This window comes from Chitinophaga eiseniae (assembly GCF_900167135.1).
GTDB classification, from domain to species: domain Bacteria; phylum Bacteroidota; class Bacteroidia; order Chitinophagales; family Chitinophagaceae; genus Chitinophaga; species Chitinophaga eiseniae.
In genome coordinates this window covers 690,046-708,775 of the sequence record NZ_FUWZ01000002.1, presented here as the reverse complement: position 1 = coordinate 708,775, position 18,730 = coordinate 690,046, and the positions used below count along the sequence as shown (strand labels likewise).

General features: G+C 49.5%; 19 protein-coding genes and 1 tRNA gene. 10 read left to right on the top strand and 10 right to left on the bottom strand.

Annotated features, from left to right (window positions below):
* Positions 1–19 precede the first annotated feature (19 nt).
* Positions 20–460, top strand: a complete 441-nt coding sequence (locus B5D63_RS12480) for an SPOR domain-containing protein (protein WP_078669126.1) — start codon at positions 20–22, stop codon at positions 458–460.
* Complete coding sequence (locus B5D63_RS12475; RefSeq protein WP_078669125.1) at positions 444–1,619, top strand: M20 metallopeptidase family protein; 1,176 nt, start codon at positions 444–446, stop codon at positions 1,617–1,619. The genes B5D63_RS12480 and B5D63_RS12475 overlap by 17 nt, the downstream gene beginning before the upstream one ends.
* 154 nt (positions 1,620–1,773) lie before the next feature.
* Here the strand turns inward: B5D63_RS12475 and B5D63_RS12470 are convergent, their stop codons facing one another.
* The 5 genes from B5D63_RS12470 to B5D63_RS12450 form a co-directional block, all read right to left on the bottom strand.
* Positions 1,774–2,535: a hypothetical protein gene (locus tag B5D63_RS12470; protein WP_078669124.1), complete on the bottom strand. Its 762-nt coding sequence runs from the start codon at positions 2,533–2,535 to the stop codon at positions 1,774–1,776.
* A gap of 1 nt (position 2,536) precedes the next feature.
* The gene (locus tag B5D63_RS12465; RefSeq protein WP_078669123.1) at positions 2,537–2,908 is read right to left on the bottom strand and encodes a GntR family transcriptional regulator; all 372 of its coding nucleotides are present in this window, start codon (positions 2,906–2,908) and stop codon (positions 2,537–2,539) included.
* A gap of 11 nt (positions 2,909–2,919) precedes the next feature.
* Positions 2,920–3,723, bottom strand: coding sequence for a hypothetical protein (locus B5D63_RS12460; protein ID WP_078669122.1), 804 nt, complete (start codon positions 3,721–3,723; stop codon positions 2,920–2,922).
* 8 nt (positions 3,724–3,731) lie between these two features.
* On the bottom strand, positions 3,732–4,565 hold the full coding sequence (locus B5D63_RS12455; protein ID WP_078669121.1) for an ABC transporter ATP-binding protein: 834 nt from the start codon (positions 4,563–4,565) through the stop codon (positions 3,732–3,734).
* Positions 4,566–4,885: 320 nt separating this feature from the next.
* Positions 4,886–6,163, bottom strand: a complete 1,278-nt coding sequence (locus B5D63_RS12450) for a serine hydroxymethyltransferase (RefSeq protein ID WP_078669120.1) — start codon at positions 6,161–6,163, stop codon at positions 4,886–4,888.
* 193 nt (positions 6,164–6,356) lie between these two features.
* Here B5D63_RS12450 and B5D63_RS12445 point away from each other — a divergent pair, with 193 nt between their 5' ends.
* Entirely contained in the window at positions 6,357–7,349 is a 993-nt protein-coding gene (locus B5D63_RS12445) for a sugar phosphate nucleotidyltransferase (RefSeq protein ID WP_078669119.1), read from the top strand.
* Between the two features lie 17 nt (positions 7,350–7,366).
* The gene (locus B5D63_RS12440; protein ID WP_078669118.1) at positions 7,367–8,311 is read left to right on the top strand and encodes an NAD(P)H-dependent flavin oxidoreductase; all 945 of its coding nucleotides are present in this window, start codon (positions 7,367–7,369) and stop codon (positions 8,309–8,311) included.
* A 138-nt stretch (positions 8,312–8,449) separates the two neighbouring features.
* Here B5D63_RS12440 and B5D63_RS12435 read toward each other — a convergent pair whose 3' ends face one another.
* The 4 genes from B5D63_RS12435 to B5D63_RS12420 form a co-directional block, all read right to left on the bottom strand.
* On the bottom strand, positions 8,450–9,760 hold the full coding sequence (locus tag B5D63_RS12435) for an ABC transporter permease (RefSeq protein ID WP_078669117.1): 1,311 nt from the start codon (positions 9,758–9,760) through the stop codon (positions 8,450–8,452).
* Positions 9,761–9,780: 20 nt separating this feature from the next.
* A complete protein-coding gene (locus tag B5D63_RS12430) occupies positions 9,781–10,725 on the bottom strand; it encodes an ABC transporter ATP-binding protein (RefSeq protein ID WP_078669116.1) in 945 nt (314 codons plus the stop codon).
* A 46-nt stretch (positions 10,726–10,771) separates the two neighbouring features.
* Positions 10,772–12,343, bottom strand: coding sequence for an NAD(P)/FAD-dependent oxidoreductase (locus B5D63_RS12425; RefSeq protein WP_078669115.1), 1,572 nt, complete (start codon positions 12,341–12,343; stop codon positions 10,772–10,774).
* Positions 12,344–12,499: 156 nt separating this feature from the next.
* Positions 12,500–12,883 (bottom strand): DUF3127 domain-containing protein, encoded by a 384-nt coding sequence (locus B5D63_RS12420; RefSeq protein ID WP_078669114.1) that lies wholly within the window; start codon positions 12,881–12,883, stop codon positions 12,500–12,502.
* A 559-nt stretch (positions 12,884–13,442) separates the two neighbouring features.
* On the opposite strand from B5D63_RS12420, the gene dnaA reads away from it, so the two are divergent.
* From dnaA to B5D63_RS12390, 6 genes are all read left to right on the top strand, one after another.
* Positions 13,443–14,876: a chromosomal replication initiator protein DnaA gene (dnaA, locus tag B5D63_RS12415; RefSeq protein ID WP_078669113.1), complete on the top strand. Its 1,434-nt coding sequence runs from the start codon at positions 13,443–13,445 to the stop codon at positions 14,874–14,876.
* Between the two features lie 568 nt (positions 14,877–15,444).
* Positions 15,445–15,535, top strand: a tRNA-Ser gene (locus tag B5D63_RS12410).
* A gap of 163 nt (positions 15,536–15,698) precedes the next feature.
* On the top strand, positions 15,699–16,166 hold the full coding sequence (locus B5D63_RS12405; protein WP_078669112.1) for a GNAT family N-acetyltransferase: 468 nt from the start codon (positions 15,699–15,701) through the stop codon (positions 16,164–16,166).
* Positions 16,167–16,538: 372 nt separating this feature from the next.
* A complete protein-coding gene (locus tag B5D63_RS12400) occupies positions 16,539–16,943 on the top strand; it encodes a GreA/GreB family elongation factor (protein ID WP_078669111.1) in 405 nt (134 codons plus the stop codon).
* Positions 16,944–17,078: 135 nt separating this feature from the next.
* Entirely contained in the window at positions 17,079–17,654 is a 576-nt protein-coding gene (locus tag B5D63_RS12395; protein WP_078669110.1) for a carboxypeptidase-like regulatory domain-containing protein, read from the top strand.
* Positions 17,612–17,794 (top strand): hypothetical protein, encoded by a 183-nt coding sequence (locus tag B5D63_RS12390; protein WP_200816996.1) that lies wholly within the window; start codon positions 17,612–17,614, stop codon positions 17,792–17,794. Before B5D63_RS12395 ends, B5D63_RS12390 begins: the two co-directional genes overlap by 43 nt.
* On the opposite strand, the gene B5D63_RS12385 is transcribed toward B5D63_RS12390, so the two are convergent.
* Positions 17,772–18,626, bottom strand: coding sequence for an AraC family transcriptional regulator (locus B5D63_RS12385; RefSeq protein ID WP_078669109.1), 855 nt, complete (start codon positions 18,624–18,626; stop codon positions 17,772–17,774). The genes B5D63_RS12390 and B5D63_RS12385 overlap by 23 nt on opposite strands.
* Between the last annotated feature and the right edge of the window lie 104 nt (positions 18,627–18,730).

The window sequence follows — 18,730 nt, the reverse complement described above, 5'->3', positions numbered from 1 at the left end:
TTTTAATTATACAGTATTCATGCAAAAATTATTCATCCTGGTGTGCTGCCTGTTGGGAAGTAGCTGGGCCATGGCGCAGGACTATACCATGTCCGGCAATGGTTCGGTAAAAGTGATCAAGGACAGCCGGCTGGACGTACTGATCAAAAAACAGATCTACATCAACACCCTGGCCATCCGCAACCAATCCGGTTTCCGGGTACAGGTGATCTCCACCAACAAACGCGGCGACGCCAATGAAGCCAAAGCCCGGGTAATGCAGCTGTACAGCGATTACCGCACCTACCTGGATTACCAGGCACCCTATTTTAAAGTGCGCGTAGGCGATTTCAAATCCCGCGAGGAAGCCAGCGAGTTGCGCGACAAGCTCTCCAGCCTCTTTTCAGGCGGCGTATTTGTTGTGCCAGCCATCATCAACGTGTCACCGGATAAAGAACTGTCGAATGAAGAACCGTATTAAAGAGCTGGCCAAAGCCTATGCACCTGCTTTTATAGATATCAGGCGTCATATTCACTCCCATCCCGAACTATCTTTCCAGGAATATAAAACCTCCGAATTTATTCAGCAGCAGCTGGATAAATTTGGGGTGCCCTATAAAGCGGGTATCGCCGGTACCGGCGTTATCGCACTCATAGAAGGTAAAAATCCTGCTTCCAAAACGATCGCCCTTCGGGCAGACATCGATGCGCTGCCTATTAACGAGGCCAACGATGTATCTTATAAGTCTGTGAACAACGGCATTATGCACGCCTGCGGCCACGATGTACACACTACTGTGGTATTGGGCGCTACCAAAATATTGCATGAGCTGAAAGACGAGCTGGAAGGGACTGTCAAAATCCTGTTCCAGCCCGGTGAAGAAAAACATCCCGGCGGCGCCAGCATCATGATCGAAGAAGGCGCATTGGAAAATCCCCGTCCGGACGCTATCCTGGGCCTGCACGTGCATCCTTCCCTGGAGACCGGCAAACTGGGATTCTGCGCCGGTAAATACATGGCCAGCGCCGACGAAATTTATATCACCGTAAAAAGCAAAGGCGGACACGCCGCCCAGCCGCATCTCACCATAGACACCATCCTGGTGGCTTCGCAGCTGGTGGTAAGCCTGCAACAGGTGATTTCCCGCAACAACAACCCGTTTTCTCCGTCTGTACTGTCTATCTGCGCTTTCAACGGCGGTTTCACGACCAATGTGATCCCCAGTGAAGTGAAGCTGATGGGCACTTTCAGGGCGATGGACGAAACCTGGCGTTTTAAAGCGCATGAGCTGATCCGCAAACAGGCGGCCGGTATCGCGGAAGCGACGGGCGCTGATATAGAAATCGATATTCTCGTGGGGTATCCTACCCTGTATAACAACGAAGCTGTTACCGCTAAAGCCAGGCAACTGGCGGAAGATTACATCGGTAAAGAACAGGTGGAAGATACAGAACTGCGCATGGGCGCGGAAGACTTCGCGTTTTATTCGCAAATCGTACCAGCCTGCTTCTTCCGGCTGGGTACCGGCAATAAGGAAAAAGGGATCACCTCCGGCGTGCACACACCTACTTTCGATGTAGACGAAAGCGCTATCGAAATAGGAATGGGCACCATGGCTTACCTGGCCACCCAATTCTGAGATAGGTAAAACTCATAAAAAACGAAAGCGTCCTGATAAACATCGGGACGCTTTTTTATTTCGATTCTTTTTGTGATGACAGGAGGATGAATAAATAGTCTTCCCCGTAATATGAAGTAAAAATCATAAATCGTATAATCCTTAACGTTAGTATCTATTTTATTTCTTTGATCTGCTGCAGCACCTTCTGGGAAAGATTGATTTCCCGGAGGCTGTCCAGCTGCATATTGCCCCGCTCGTAGGAGCCCTGGAATTCAAGCCGGGAGCCCCTGGCCAGGAGGATGTTCACGCTGTCGATCTTTGTTGCTTCATCAATAACGAGATTGCTTTCACGACCGCCGGAAAAGGAAAGGATTCCTATCTGACTGTTCGAAAAGTATGTTTCTGCTTTCGGTCCGGCGGTAACGGTCAGCGAAGGCGACTTCATATCGTTGATCCGCAGGTGCGAGGATGGTGCAATGATCTGTTTGATCGCCGGCGCTTTCAGTTCCAGGTCGCCGGAGTTAATGACAGTGAGGATCAGGGTGTCTCCGGCGTAGCGTACCAATACGCTGTCGGAGCCGTATTTGGTCAGCGTATAGTGTTCGTCCGGTTTTATGCGAAGGAAGCCCACGGGCCAGGTACTGGTGACCGTTGTTTCGCTGGTGGCGGTGGTGGTGTCGTCCATCGTTTTGATTTGTTTGACCTTAACGGAGCGGATGGTATCGTGCCGGGGCTGACCGGAAACAGTTTCCACTTTCACTATCTGAAACGGTTGCAGCGTTATCGTGGTGGGAGTCCCATAATCCCGCGGTCCGCCGGAGTTGACGTTGGTGATCCCTTTGCTGTAATTGGCACGCAGTATAATGTCGGTGCTTAACATCAATAACACGAGCGCACCGAGGAAGCCGAGTAATAGTTTATTGCTGGTTTTCATGTTATCTGAAATTAGATTTTTTGAATTTTTCGTAATACGGTTTCAGTTCATCTACATCAATATCCAGCAGGTACATGCTGCGGAAGAGGCTGGGCAGCTCGTTGGAGATAAACGAATCTTTTTTAAACTGCCTGATTTTTTTAACAGCGTCCGGGTGGATGAAATAGCCGATGCCTCTTTTGTTGGAGATGATCTCCTGCTGCTGTAGCAGTTCACAGGTGCGCATAACGGTGTTGGGGTTTACTTCCAGTTGAACCGCCAGTTCCCTCACAGAAGGGATGCGTTCTTCCGGCTGCCACTTGTTCAACAGCACCTGTTCGCATATATAGTCTGCAATCTGCAGATAAATGGCTTGAGAGTCTTTGAATTCCATGTCGCGATGTTTTAGATTTCCTTGTCTTTTAACCGGAAATAGGCGACGGTCCAGAGAACGGGCGCCAGCAGATATTGAGCGATGAATATATAACTGTTGATCATCTTTTCTGAGATCACGTATACACTCGATTTATACATGCCGTCGTGGACCCCTACGAGAATGAAAGGCGCGTTCTGGAAAGCCGTCTGCATATTACCGGCAAACAGTATCCACACAAACAGGGTGTTCAGCAGATAAAGGCCTGTGAGGCAAACGAGCGTGGCCACCAGTGTTTTGATAAAGGCCAGCCGCGCGAAATATATGGCCCCCAGTAAGAACAGCGCATGGCAGAAAAGATAAGCGTAATAGATATAGATATGACCGTCCTCTTTCGTCAGAAAACGCCAGTCGAGCTGTAAAGCTGCTTCGTTGCTGATAAGTGATACTTTGTTGAGGAACAGCAGTGCTGCATAGGCAGCGATATGATATACAAGGAGGAAACCCACCGTGGTGATCAGGAAAATGGTGATGAATTTCTCAAAATGCGAGGCGGGCAACATCAGGAACTGCGCTCCTTTTTCCTTACTGGCCAGCTCACTGAAAGCCATGCTGGTAAACAGCAGGCCTCCGAAGAAAAGGCCAAAATAATAAAAGCCGACTACTTCGCTCAGTTCGCGCGGGCAGTTACGGGTGAGCAGCATAAAGGCAGGGACCACCATCAGCAGGCCGAAGATGGAGAGCGCTCCCAGCAAATATGATTTCCACGATGCGAGTATATGGTATTGGAAATAGTAGCCCAGGCGGCGAAAATCCAGTACGTTGTTAGATTGCATGGGTTTAATCAGTTAAAAAGTTCTTGAATGGGTTGGCGGTTGGAGAGGATAGCGTTGAACAGCAGTTCCATATCGATCTTGCTTTGTTCCATGTTTTCATTTTTCATGATCACGGAATGACCGCGGAGACTACTGTCTGCATATAGTATCGGCAGGCGGTCGTCCAGCTGGCCCAATAATTTGAAGCTCAGTTTGTCCGTTACAGTGCCTACATCCTGGTGGAAGATGATTTTGTGGTCGTCGATGATGACGATGCTGTCTATCAGGTTGTCGAGGTCCCTTACCTGGTGCGTGGATATCACCATACATTTGTCGTCCGTAACGGCGGCGGCCATTACTTTGCGGAACTGGCTTTTGGACGGGATATCGAGGCCGTTGGTAGGCTCGTCCATGATCAGCACTTTGGTATTGGTGGCCAGTGCAAAGCTGATAATAACTTTTTTCTTCTGGCCGTAAGACATATTGGTCAGCTGCTGGTCCTGTGGAATAGCGAATTCTTTCAGGTAGCTGTAAAAAGCCTGCTCATCGAAGCGGGGGTAAAAAGGGGCGTTTGCCTTTACATAGGTGCGGATGCTGATTTTAGGCAGATTGAACTCTTCCGGTACAAGGAATATTTCCCGGAGGAAGGCCGGCTGCCTTTTCGCTGTTTTATAACCCGTTACCTCACAGGCGCCCCCGTCGGGGAATAACAAACCGGCTATCTGTTTGAGCAGGGTGGACTTGCCAGCGCCGTTTTTTCCGAGGAGGCCATATATATGGCCTGCTTCCAGCCGGAGGCTGAGATCCTCGAACAGGGGCCTGTTGGGGCGGTAGCTGAATTTCAGGGATTGGATGTTAATCATATCGTGTGATTTAGTGTACTACTTAACTAGTACACTGTGAAAGTACGATTTTCATTTATAAATCAAAATTTTTTTTGTGGAGATGGATGCGCGCCGTTACAGATTACCTTTTCTGTGGTTGGTGGCCCCATGGATGGGTTATTGAAAACGAAGCGCGAAAATGGCGGAGAAATGAATGATGCAATGCGGGCTTCACTCCGGGAGATGGGGTAAGGAGCATCTGGTGGTGACTTCCCGGGCCAAACATCCTGGTGCCGCGGTGAGGAACAAAAAAAGGCTGACCGGTAAGGTCAGCCTCTTATCAGGAGGAGGTAGTCATCTTAGAGTTCCGGGTACAGTGGGAACTGCTGCATGAAGCCATTTACTTCACCTCTTACTTTGGTGATGAGGGCTTCATTATCAGCGTCCATGAGCAGCTGATCGATCCAGTCAACGATCTGCTCCATATGACCTTCTTTCAGTCCACGGGTAGTGATGGCGGGAACGCCTACACGGATACCGGAGGTGATGAAGGCAGATTTATCGTCGAACGGCACCATGTTTTTGTTAGCAGTGATTTCTGCTTTCACCAGGGTTTGTTCAGCTTTTTTACCGGAGATGTTTTTATTGCGCAGGTCTATCAGCATGAGGTGGTTGTCTGTACCGCCGCTGATGATCTGGTAGCCTCTGTTCACGAAGCTTTTAGCCATAGACTGTGCATTTTTCAGGATCTGTTTGGCGTATACATCGTATTCGTCAGACAGGATTTCGAAGAAGGACACGGCTTTGGCAGCGATGACGTGTTCGAGCGGACCGCCCTGGATACCGGGGAATACAGCGGTGTCAATGAGGGAGCTCATGAGGCGTATTTCGCCTTTCGGGGTTTTGAGGCCGAAAGGATTTTCGAAGTCTTTGCCCATCATGATCATGCCGCCGCGGGGGCCACGCAGTGTTTTATGGGTGGTAGTGGTTACGAAATGGCAGTGTTCAAACGGTGAGTTGAGCAGTCCTTTGGCGATAAGGCCGGCAGGATGCGCAATGTCAGCCAGTACGAAAGCGCCTACCTGGTCAGCGATTTCGCGGATACGTTTATAATCCCAGTCACGGCTGTAAGCGGAGGCGCCGCATACGATCAGTTTGGGTTTTTCGCGGTTGGCGATTTCTTCCATTTTGTCGTATTCCACGAGGCCGGTTTCTTTATTAACGCCATAGAAATGAGGCTCATAAAGCTTTCCGGAGTAGTTTACGGCAGAACCGTGGGTGAGGTGACCGCCCATGCTGAGGTCCAGACCGAGGATTTTATCACCGGGTTGCAGGATGGCCAGCATTACCGCGGCGTTGGCCTGTGCTCCGGAGTGAGGTTGTACGTTGGCATAAGCAGCCCCAAATATTTGTTTAGCTCTGTCAATGGCCAGTTGTTCGCTCTGGTCCACTATTTCGCAGCCTGCGTAGTATCTTTTGCCAGGGTAGCCTTCGGCGTATTTATTCGTCATCACATTACCCATGGCCTGCATTACCTGCAAGCTGGTAAAGTTTTCAGATGCGATCAATTCGATGCCATGGCGCTGACGCTCCAATTCCTGGCGGATAATATCAAATATTTGCTGGTCTCTTTGCATGATGCCTTAAAATTTGCTGCAAATTTAGAATAACTCCCGGTCAAATGCAATTCAGAGATTCGGGGATTTTAAGAATGGTGAATTTTGTGTTTTTGAATGTTAAAATTCGCACATCTGTTATGGTCAAAATCCTCAAATCTTCATAATTTGTCCTATTTTCGCGGCATTCGGAGCTTATCCTAACTACAACTACATGAAGGCAATAATACCCGTGGCCGGGGCAGGTACTAAGCTCAGGCCACATACATATACACAACCCAAAGCACTCATCCCTTTAGCCGGCAGGACCATACTGAGCATTATTGTGGACCAGCTGGTAGAAGCAGGCATCACGGAATTCGTTTTTGTGGTAGGGTATCTGGGGGAAAAAATCCAGCACTACGTTGAAAAAAAATACCCGCAGCTGACCTGCCACTTCGTGCAGCAAAACAGCCGCGAAGGTACCGGTCACGCTATCCTGCTGACCCGCGAAGTGGTAGGCAACGATGAAGTGCTGATTGTACTGGGTGATACCATCTGTGAATGTGACTTCAAAGAAGTGGTGTCTTCTCCTTATTCCGTACTGGGATTAAAGAAGGTGGATGATCCGCGCAACTTTGGCGTAGCGGAACTGGATGAAAGCGGGAAGATCACCCGGGTAGTGGAAAAACCGCAGATCCCCAAATCCAATCTCGCACTGGTAGGTCTTTACAAGATCAAAGAGAGCACGCAGCTGTATGAATGCCTGCAGGCCAATATCGACAATCATATCAAGTCACATGATGAGTTTCAGCTCACGGACGCGCTGGAATGCATGATTGAACATGGCGTACGTTTTAACGCCTTCAAGGTAATCAACTGGTTTGACTGCGGCCGTAAGGACACCCTGCTGGAAACCAACGCTATCCTGCTGAAGAAATACAAACTGGCCAATAATCCGGTGCTGCCGTATGAAAACACCATTATCATACCGCCGGTGAGCATCGGGGAAGGCTGTAACATCAAGAACTCCATCATCGGCCCTAACGTGGCCGTAGGCGATAATACGGTGATCAACTACTCCATCGTGAAAGACTCCATTATCGGTTCTTTCAGCAACCTGTATGAAGTGGTGCTGAAGTCCTCGCTGATAGGCAGCGATGCCAATATCCGCGGCCTTAGCCAGAGCCTTAACATCGGCGACAATACAGAAATCGATCTGGGCTAAAATGTTATATTCGTTGCATGAACCGGATTTCCTCTTTGTTCGGGATACAATACCCGATTGTACAAGCCGGCATGATATGGGCCAGCGGATGGCGTTTAGCCAGTGCAGTGAGTAATGCAGGCGGGCTGGGCCTTATCGGAGCCGGCAGTATGTACCCCGATGTGCTGAAGCATCATATCCAACGCTGTAAAAAAGCTACCAACAAGCCTTTTGGGGTAAATGTGCCCTTGCTGTACCCGGATATCGAACAATTGATCAACATCATCCTGGAAGAGAAAGTACAGGTGGTGTTTACCTCTGCCGGTAATCCCAAAACCTGGACGCCTGTATTAAAAGCGGCCGGCGTTAAAGTGGTGCATGTGGTGTCCAGCTCGGCTTTTGCCCTGAAAAGCGAGGTGGCCGGCGTAGATGCGGTGGTGGCAGAAGGTTTTGAAGCGGGAGGGCATAACGGTCGTGAGGAAACCACCACCATGGTGCTGATACCGGCTGTCTGTGAAAAAGTGCGGATACCGGTGATCGCTGCAGGTGGTATTGGCTCCGGAAGGGCCATGGCTGCAGCTTTTGCACTTGGGGCCTCCGGCGTACAGGTAGGCAGCCGTTTTGTGGCAACCCCCGAAGCATCTTCCCATATTAATTTCAAGGAAGCGGTGGTTAACGCTAAAGAGGGAGATACGATGTTAAGCCTCAAGAAATTAACCCCTGTACGCCTGATTAAAAATCATTTTTACGAAGCGGTAAAAACCGCGGAAGACGGCGGTGCAGACCCCGATACACTGAAAGTACTGCTGGGACGCGCCCGCGCCAAAACGGGCATGTTCGAAGGCAACCTGGAAGAAGGAGAGCTGGAGATCGGGCAGGTCAGCGCGCTGATTCACGATATTAAACCCGCTGCGGCCATCGTGGAAGATATCTGGAAGGAATTCCAGTCTGTATGTAAGCAGCTGTATTTAGATATTTTTTGATTTACGATTTTTTGATTTCAAAACAGACAAAAGCGAAGACCAGTGCAGGTATAAAAGCCGCTCTGGTCTTCGCTTTTTATTCCAAAAATCAAAAAATCCTAAATCAAAAAATCCTAAATCAAAAAATCCCTATATGTTTTATCCTTTCTTTACCACCCATTTCAGGGCTTCTTTCAAGGTTACTTTTTTGCCATACAGCAGGATGCCCGTGCGGTATATTTTTCCGGCTGCCCAGGTGGTCACGATAAATCCACCGATCAGCAGGGTGAAAGACAGACCGAGTTGCCAGTAGGGCACGGTTCCCGGCACGCCATACGGCAGGCGGGCCATCATTACCATCGGTGAAGTGAAAGGAATGATGCTGCCCCATACCGCCAGCGGGCTGCCCGGATCGTGTACGGCTTTCATCATGATCATGATGCCGATGATGATGGGCACTGTAATGGGGAAGGTCAGTTGTTGCACGTCGGTGGCGTCTTCGTTCGCCAGGCTGCCGATAGCGGCAAACAGGGAGGAGTAGAAAAGGTAGCCACCAAGGAAATAAAATACAAAGCAGGACAGCAGCAGCGACCAGTTAATGCTGCCTACCACGTCCGATACGCGGCGGAAGGCTTCGGCTGCTTCAGCATTGTTGTTTTGCGCCATCATATTGCTTTGGCTGGCGGCCTGGATACTTTCGGGCGACAGGAACAGCGGGATCACGGTATAGATAACACTGATCAGCACGCCCCAGATCAGGAACTGCAGCAGGCCTACGGCGGCGATGCCCACAATTTTACCCATCATGAGCTGGAAAGGTTTTACGCTGGAGATCATTACTTCCGCGATACGGTTTACTTTCTCTTCCATGACGCCGCGCATGACAGAGGTACCAAACAACAGCAGGACAATATAGATGGTAAAACCGCTGGCGTAGCCAACGCCATAGGCCACCCATGAGTTGCCTTTCTTTTCATCATCACCGCTTTTGAATTCCACGGTGATATTGGAACGCAGCGCGTCCAGCCTGGATTTGTCGATGCCTTCCTGCTCCATGCGCTTTTTCTCGATAACATTATTGATATCGTTGTTGATCGCGCTTTCCAGGGAGATGCCTGCCTGGCCTTTACTATAGTATTCGAGTCCTGCGGGCCGGTTAATATCTATATCCGGTATATAAAGGATACCGGAGTAGTCGGCCGCCTCGTAGTGCCGTTTGAGGCTGTCGAGGTTAGCGTCTGGCAGGTATTTGAAGTACACGCCTTTTTTATCCGGCAGGTTGTTATTGAAGATGCCGCTTTTATCGATGACCGCGATGCGTTTGCTTTCGTTGCCGCTGACAGCCATGAGGATAGGGATGATGATCATGGCGGCAAAGGCGATGGGCACCAGCAGGGTTACTACCAGGAAGGAGCGCTTGCGGACACGGGTAAGGAATTCTCTTTTAATGATAAGCCATATCTTGTTCATAGTCGATGTGCTGGGGATGATCAGGCGGGTTGCTGCGCAGCTGTGGCAACAGGTGCTTGCTCCGTTTGTTGTACCTGGGTGATAAATACTTCGTTGATGGAGGGTAATATTTCCTCGAAATAGGTAACGGGTATACGCTGATGGATGAAATGCAGCAGGATGTCGTTGGTGGTGCTGTCTTCATTCATCTTGACCGTCACGGTGTTTTCATGCATGCTGACGATGGTGAAGTGGTAGGTGGCCATCTGTGCCGCGTTGGGCGTTACACCGAGGCCTATACGGAAGAGCCCTTGTTTGAAATCCTGCTTGATTTGTTTAACGCTGCCGTCCAGTATTTTATGGCCTTTGTTGACCAGCATAATATGGTCGCATATCTCTTCCACCTGTTCCATGCGGTGGGTAGAGAAGATGATGGTAGTGCCTTGCCGGGCGAGGTTAAAGATCTCCTGTTTGATGAGGTTGGAGTTGATGGGGTCCAGGCCGGAGAAGGGTTCGTCGAGGATGAGCAGTTTGGGATCGTGCATGATGGTAGAGATGAACTGTACCTTTTGCTGCATGCCTTTACTGAGTTCATCCACGCGCTTGTTCCACCAGGAGTTGATATCAAATTTATCGAACCATTTTTTGATTTTCGCTGTGGCTTCTTTTTCGCTGAGGCCTTTGAGGCGGGCGAGGTAAAGGGTTTGTTCGCCTACTTTCATTTTTTTGTACAGGCCTCTTTCTTCGGGCATGTAGCCGATGAGCGGGGTATCCCGTTGCGGGTCGAAGGGATGGCCGTTGAGCCGGATGGAACCTTCGTCGGGATAGAATATGCCGGTGATCATGCGCAGCAGGGTGGTTTTCCCGGCCCCGTTGGGGCCGAGCAGACCGAAGATACTGCCTTGCCGGATATCGAAGCTGATATCATCCACAGCTTTGTGGGTGGCATAGTATTTTTTCAGGTGTTTGACTTCGAGTAGATTCATGATGAAAATTTAGCAATTATTCGTGAATAATATGCTGTGTCTTTCATCAGGGGCAGTGGTGAAGCCGGGTGGCGATCATGGCGGCCACGCGTTCCCCGTCCATCGCGGCAGACACGATGCCGCCGGCGTATCCTGCTCCTTCGCCGCAGGGGTATAAGCCTGTCAGCTGGGGGTGTTCGAGGGTATCGTTGTTGCGTGGAATTCTAACGGGAGAGGAAGTACGTGATTCTGTGGCCACGAGGATGGCATTATCTGTATAGTAGCCTTTTATTTTACGGCCGAAGGCTTTGAAGGCGCCGGCGAGCCGTTGGTGTACGGCTGCGGGCAGTACGGTACGCAGGTCGGTGCTGTTGACGCCGGGGATGTAGGAGCAGTTGGGCAGTGTGGCGGATACTTTACCTTTCACGAAGTCGGTCATGCGCTGGGCGGGCGCCACGAAGTGGCCGCCGCCGGCGAGGAAGGCCTGGCGTTCCACCGCCTGCTGGTAGTACATGGCTGCGAGCGGGCCATGGTGGGCGAATGGCGCGAAGTCGGATTCGTCTACCGTAACGACCATGCCGGAGTTGGCGTAGGGGTTGTCACGTTTGGAGGGCGACCAGCCGTTGACCACCAGTTCGCCAGGATCTGTGGCGGCCGGGGCGATGATGCCGCCGGGGCACATACAGAAGGAGAATACGCCGCGTCCTTCCACCTGTTCCACGAGGCTGTAGCTGGCAGGCGGGAGGTATTCGCCGCGCAGGTCGCAATGGTACTGGGCGCTGTCGATCAGCTCCTGTGGGTGTTCTACTCTTACGCCGAGGGCGAAGGGTTTGGCTTCCAGCAGGATATTTTGCCGGTGCAGCATGATGAAGATGTCGCGGGCGGAGTGGCCGGTGGCGAGGATAACGTGGCGTGCGCTGAAAGTGTTTCCTGCGGCGGTTTCCACGCCGGTGATGGCGCCGTTGTGTATCTGGAGGCTGTTGACTTTCTGTTCGAAGTGTACTTCTCCGCCGGCGGCGATGATTTGTTCGCGCATGGCCGTAATGATATGCGGCAGTTTGTTGGTGCCGATATGCGGGTGTGCGTCGATCATGATTTTCTCGTCTGCGCCGAAGTGTACGAATATGTTGAGGATGCGGTTGATATCGCCTCTTTTGTTGGAGCGGGTGTACAGTTTACCGTCGGAGTAGGTACCTGCGCCGCCTTCCCCGAAGCAGTAGTTGGAGTCGGGGTTTACGATGCCTGTTTTATTGAGGGCAGCGAGGTCGCGGCGGCGTGCGCGTACATCTTTACCTCTTTCGAGGATGACGGGTTTGATGCCGGCTTCAATGAGGCGCAGGGCGGCGAAGAGGCCGGCGGGGCCTGCACCAGCGATGATAACGGCGGGCGCGTTGGCGGGGAGTGGTTGGTAAACGGGGTGTGCATGTACCCTTTCATGGAAGGGTTCATTGACAAATACGAGCAGGGTGAGGATGAAGTACACTTGTTGCCTGGAGCGTGCGTCGATAGAGCGTTTGAGCAGGTGGTAGCCGGTGATGGCGGCGGGTTTTACGCCGAGTGTGGCAGCGGCCTGTGTGGTAATACGGCTGGGATGCGCTGCGTCGGCAGGCGTCAGCTTCAGGGAGATTTGCTGTTGCATAAACGTAGTTAGGGAGTTATCCTAAAAAGAGTTATGAATTATAAATTTTGAGCTTTAACCTTATAACGAAGAGCTTAGCGATAATGTGTAAGTGGCATTATACGCTAAGCTCTTCGCAATAAATTCGTCTCGTCATTGCACATGACCGGGTGGTCATTAAAACGGCAGATCGTCGCCACCATCGCCGGCAGCAGGCATCTGCGGAGTGTTGTAGTTAGGCATGGGGTCTGCGCCGGGAGCAGGAGCTGCCATGACAGATTCCATACGCCATGCGTCCAGGTTGGTGATGTAGTTGACCTTGCCGTCTTTTTCCCATCTGGTGCCTTTGATATTGAAATAAACTTTAACGTTTTCACCTTCATTGAACCGGTCAACAATACCTGTACGGTCCTGTACGGACTGGAATTTGATATAGTTGTTAATCACACGGCCGTTGATATCATCAGATTTCTCAATAACGAACTCTCTTGTTTTAAAAGTTTCGCTGCGTTGTACCGTGTTGTACTTCACAATCAGCTTTCCGGTAATTTCAAAACTCATAGAAAAATTTTTTAAATTCAGAAGCACCAAAGATACGGTATTCAGCCAAGTGCGTGCAAATATTTTTTATTTAAACCGGGCGCGCGGAGATCTACTGAATTTATCTGGTAATAACTAATTCGAAACACATTTTTTTAAATGGAGATACTAACATAGTTTTGCACCCTCGCGGAAAAAATTGTGAATATCTCACCCTTTTCCGGCGGTCATTTTTTTTGCCATGAGGAGGTGCGATATTATTTTATCAGTTATATATCCATATTTATGATAAAAAGGACAATGAGAAAGACAAAGATGCTGCTAATCAACGGAGTTTATAGTACTTAAATCCGTGTAACGTTAGTGCTGTAAAGCGCTGGCAGCAGGGCATGGCGCAGTATCAACACACTGTTGTCAATAGAATATAAACAAGGGTAGATAAATTTTTTTTTTCAACATTTTCTACAGATATTCGTCGTCCTGTCTGAAAAATTTTTCAACATCCTGCGTTGGAAGATTTCTAAAATTCGAGAACTAAGCAGCATCCTTAATTAAGAAACAACTAATTTTTTTTATCTCAATGAATAAAACTTGCGAACAAGTTTGGGAAAGGTGTCTTAATATAATTAGGGATATTGTGGAATGGCAACCGTTTAAAACCTGGTTTGAGCCTATTAAGCCCATTAAACTTGAAAACAATGTTTTAACCATCCAGGTCCCCAGCCAATTCTTTTATGAATACCTTGAAGAGCATTATGTGGGATTGTTAGGGAAAACAATAAAAAGAGAATTAGGTAAAGAAGCCCGGCTGGAATACCGCATTGTAGTAGAGAACGGTACACCACACCAGCATCCCAGAACTGTGAACATGCCCACGCAGTTCACCAAGCCCCAGAAAGATAATGAGGTGGACTTTCCGTTAACTATACATAACCCGGTAAAGAACCCATTTGTGATCCCGGGGATCAAACGGGTACAGATCGATTCTCAGCTCAATCCAAACTATACGTTTGATGCGTATATAGAGGGAGACTGTAATCGTGTGGCGCGCCGGGCAGGAAAAACGGTCGCGGAAAAACCAGGCGGTACGTCTTTCAACCCACTGGTGATCTATGGTGGCGTTGGACTGGGAAAAACACACCTCGCGCAGGCAGTGGGCAATGAAGTAAAGCGTATTCATCCGAATAAAGCGGTACTGTATGTGAGCGCCGAGAAATTCATCAACCAGTTTATTGATCACTCAAAGAATAATATCATCAACGATTTCATTCACTTCTATCAATTGATAGATGTGCTGATCGTGGACGATATCCAGTTCTTTGCCCGTGCAGAGAAAACGCAGGACGCATTCTTTGCGATCTTCAACCATCTGCACCAGTCGGGCAAACAACTGATCCTTACGTCGGATAAGGCCCCTAAAGACCTTGATGGCGTACAGGAGCGACTGCTGAGCCGCTTCCGCTGGGGCCTCAGCGCGGATATCCAGATCCCGGATTTTGAAACCAGAATGGAAATACTGGAACTCAAAATGAAAAACGACGGACTGGAAATGCCGAAAGAGGTGGTGAAGTATGTTGCTTACAACATACAAACCAATGTGCGTGAACTTGAAGGCGCCCTCATCTCCCTGCTGGCACAGTCTTCCCTGAACCGTAAAGAGATAGACCTGGAACTCGCCAAACGTGTACTGAAATCTTTCGTCAAAACTTCTTCCAAAGAAATTACGATCGAAAGTATCCAGAAAATGGTCTGCGAATACTTCGACGTTCCCTACGATAAACTGCTGCAGAAAACACGTAAACGCGAAATCGTACAGGCGCGGCAGATAACCATGTACCTCGCTAAATCATTTACAAAAAATTCCCTGAAAACCATCGGTGAACATTTCGGCGGCAGGGACCATACTACCGTGATCCACAGCTGTCAGACCGTTAAAGATCTGATGGATACTGATAATAATTTTCGCGACAGCGTCATCGAATTACAGCAAAAAGTACAGCTGGCCGCTATGTAAGGCCATTCCCCTAACCTATTTGAATAATGCCGCCCCACACCGGAGCGGCATTATTTTTTACTATTTATATAGTAATATTTTTATATGATTTAATGCGTTGCAATGATAGTTGTAAACATGGGCCGCCTTGAAAAAAAGCCATCACCTGTACACCGGAAACGCCGGGCGCCTGTCTGAATAAATCAGCTATCGCCGGGAACAGCAGTAAACAGAAAACAGTGGGTCCATATGAAGGAACACAGGTACACAGCAGGCATGTGGAAATGGACATCATGCATCGCTGCACGGCAAAAATATCATGACCCTTTTAGCCCAGGATATAAAAAGATAAAGCAGTTGCCCGGCGCTGCCGCTATTGGCAACCGAAAACGGAAGCCTACGGTGTAATACCCTGTAACGCTTTGCCATGAAGGGCCTTAGACCATCCGAACAGGCCGGGGAAGACAGGCCTCACCTGGTAATACTCCGCCACAACTCTACTGCCGGGCAAAAAAAATCTGAAAAAAATTAAATTGCTTTTGGAGAATATAAAACTTTTCCTATTTTTGCAGCCCCTTCCGGAGGAAATGGTGAGGTGCCTGAGTGGCCGAAAGGAACGGTTTGCTAAACCGTCGTACGGGCTTAAACCTGTACCGAGGGTTCGAATCCCTCCCTCACCGCAGGCAAAGGGCGCTCTGAAAAGAGCGCCCTTTTGTATTAAATATACCCTTGTATCCCCACGCGGTAATCAGCAACTTTGTACAAGTTTATGATTACCGGTTTATTGAGTTTTGTGCTGATCGTGCTGCCACGTATATTCTTTCTTCCATTAAATAGTTTAACATGGAAACAGTTATTATCAGAAAAGCCTCACCCGCCGACGCCAAACAATTAAGTGATTTAATCTGCGAAAACGCGCTCGCCTTATTAAAACCTCACTACAGCGAGGAACAGTGGGACATATTTATCAGGTATTATTCCGAACAGGTCATGACCGAAAAGCTGCAGCGGCAGGCAGTGTTCTGTGCGGAAATCAACGGAGAAATAGTGGGTACCGTTGCACTGGAGGATGACTGGGTGTTTGGTTTTTATACAAGGCTCCGGCATGTAAACCAGGGTATCGGCAAACAATTGATGACGCACCTGGAAGACTATGCACGTACCAAAGGACTGGATACGCTGCAATTGGCCGCATCGCCGGCAGGACTGGCGTTTTACTATAAACATGGCTGGCAGAAGGTAAGGGACTTCACAGCGTACCATTACGGCGTAGGTTTTGAAGAAACGCTGATGACCAGAAGTCTCCGCTGATGGTCTGACACCGGCCTGCAGAAGAAGCCGTTTTCGTTTATTCATGCCGGGTTACAGCTGCCGGCCGCCTTCCCGCTATTTTTAGTATCTTTACCGGAAGTGAAAAATCTTTTTTCCATATTCATTTTCTTCTCTCCTGCCAATCTCTTCCAGCTGGCAGGCGTTACGCCATTTGCTGGTGGCAGACTGTATTTCTTTTCAAACTATAAAGACTTCAATAATTAATCCCCGCTCCGGCTGTTAGCGCGGAACGGGGATGATCGTAAGCGGTTGACGATGATAATATCACTGTCAGCCGGATTGTTATTGCTGCCTGCCGTTGTCTATAACGGCAGCAGGCAGTGTCTTGTCTGAAAAAAAATACTGCACATCATGACCACCCATAAAACACCTCTGTTATTACTGAAGAAAGATTATGAACTGCTGATCGACCACCTGAAGAAAAGCGATCCGCCGCTGATGTATGACAAACAGGTACAACAGCAACAGCTGGAGAAAATCAAAACCGCCAGCGTATTGCCGGTCGACGATTTCCCTAACGGCGCTTCCCGTTTATACTCCACCGTTATCATCCGGGATACCGTGAACCGGATCAACCTGGAATATAAACTGATGCCGCCGGATGAAGCTGACGAGCAAGCCGGCGGTATATCTGCGCTGTCATTGTTTGGGCTGGCCCTGATGGGCCTACAGCAGGGAGAGAGCTTTACCTGGCAGCTTTCCTGCCGCAGAAAATACTATGCAGTAGTGGAGGTGCGGAACAGCGCTTTTATATAGTGCCCTGCTGATGACAGGCCCGCTATCCTGGTTATCAGGCGGCGGGCCTGTTTGTTTATTGCTGATGTCAGGGCAACTTTATGCTTCAATACTGAACTTTAAGTAGATGTCAACCACTGACAACTTTAACCGTACATGCGGAGCGCGGTGCTGTTTCGTATCCTGTTGCAGACGGTAACAGCTTTCCGGTATTTTCCTTTTTGTTATTTCTCTGAGAAGCCCGTTTTCTCCGGGCTGCTATTGTTATGTCCTGCTGCAGGCAACCAGCGGCAGCCGTCCAAACTTTTAAAACATGCAACGAATGTTACGCAGAAACATAATGGCATGGATAGGGCTATCCATGCTTTATCTCCTGCCGCTATTGGCGGCAGCGCAGGTACCTGTTACGCCGCTGATCAATTCACATCTCACGGGCGGGTGGTAAATACCCGTACCCGCGAGCCATTACCGGGTGCGGTGGTTAATATCAAAGGCACTACCCACGGCGTTTCCACGGATGCGGAAGGAAGTTTCGTTTTCGTTGCCGGGCAGAAATTCCCTTACACCCTGATCATTTTTATTTCTGACAACGGTGCGCCGGTGGAAGACGTAGCGGACAGGGGAGGCAAGCGGGCTGCCCGCAACGCAGGGCCGGTAACCGTGCGGTACGCAAAGGCAAGTGGAAGCTGGTGTCTATCTATCCGCAGTACCGGTGGGAGCTGTACAATATAGAGGAAGACCGTGGTGAAACCACCGATGTGGCCGCGAAAAATCCACAGCTGGTCAATGAACTGTCGGCTGCTTATTTTGAGTGGGCTAAACGTACGGGTGTGGTGGAGTATGAGCTACTCAAACCAAAGGGGCGGCTATAGCGCTTTTCCGGATGGCCGACATCCCTTTGTTGTAAAAACGTTTCATCATTTTGTTGAGGTGACTGCTATCGGTGAAGCCGAGGTCGTATGCTATTTCCTTAAACGGAATATCGGTGTACAGGGCCTTGGCTTCCGCCAGTTTCAGTTTGGACCGTAAAATGAACTCCTGGTAGGTTTCGTGCGCATTGCGTTTGAAATATTCGCTGAAGTAAGTCGCTGATATGTGAAACTTTTCCGCGAGGTATTGCGGGGAGACCATCTCCTCGTCCAGCAGGTGGTACTGGATATGAAGGAGGATGTCCGCAAATTTTTTCTCTTCGTATAGCGCCTGTGGTGACATCACCGCCGCTATGTTGCGTGCAATCAGCTCCAGTACGGTGACCATGGAGCTCTGCATGATACGGCGGGTATGCGGGTCGTTACGTTCTGTTTCCGTCATCAGCAGCTGCAGCAGGTGTACCAGGTGACGTTTGTCCGTCGGGTTGCTGACCAGTTCACCCGGCAGCCGGTTGTAATTACCGATGATGAAATTGAGCCGGCAGAACCACTTGCCAAAGTCGATCACACAGTCCTCGTCGCTGGAAAAATAAGTGGCGGTAAAGCGGATGAACAGGAAAGTAGTTTTCTCCGTGATCGTATAGGTATGGCAGTCCGAAGCCGGCAGCAGGAAAACGCTGCCTTCCCCATAAGGTATCTGGTTGTAGTTGACACACTGTTCCCCTTTTCCTTCGATAATATATACCAGTTCGAAAAAGTTGTTGCGGCGGTTCCGTTTCTCCCAGTGGTCCAGTGTTTCTATGCTGACGCTAAAAGGTGCATGTGCTTTTTCCATACCGCTAAATTACGGATTTGGGACTTGCCCTCCCGGGGGTATCCCATCTCGTTACCGGTGTTACCTTTTTGTTTACCGTTGTGCCGGCGGGGACCCGGCTACCT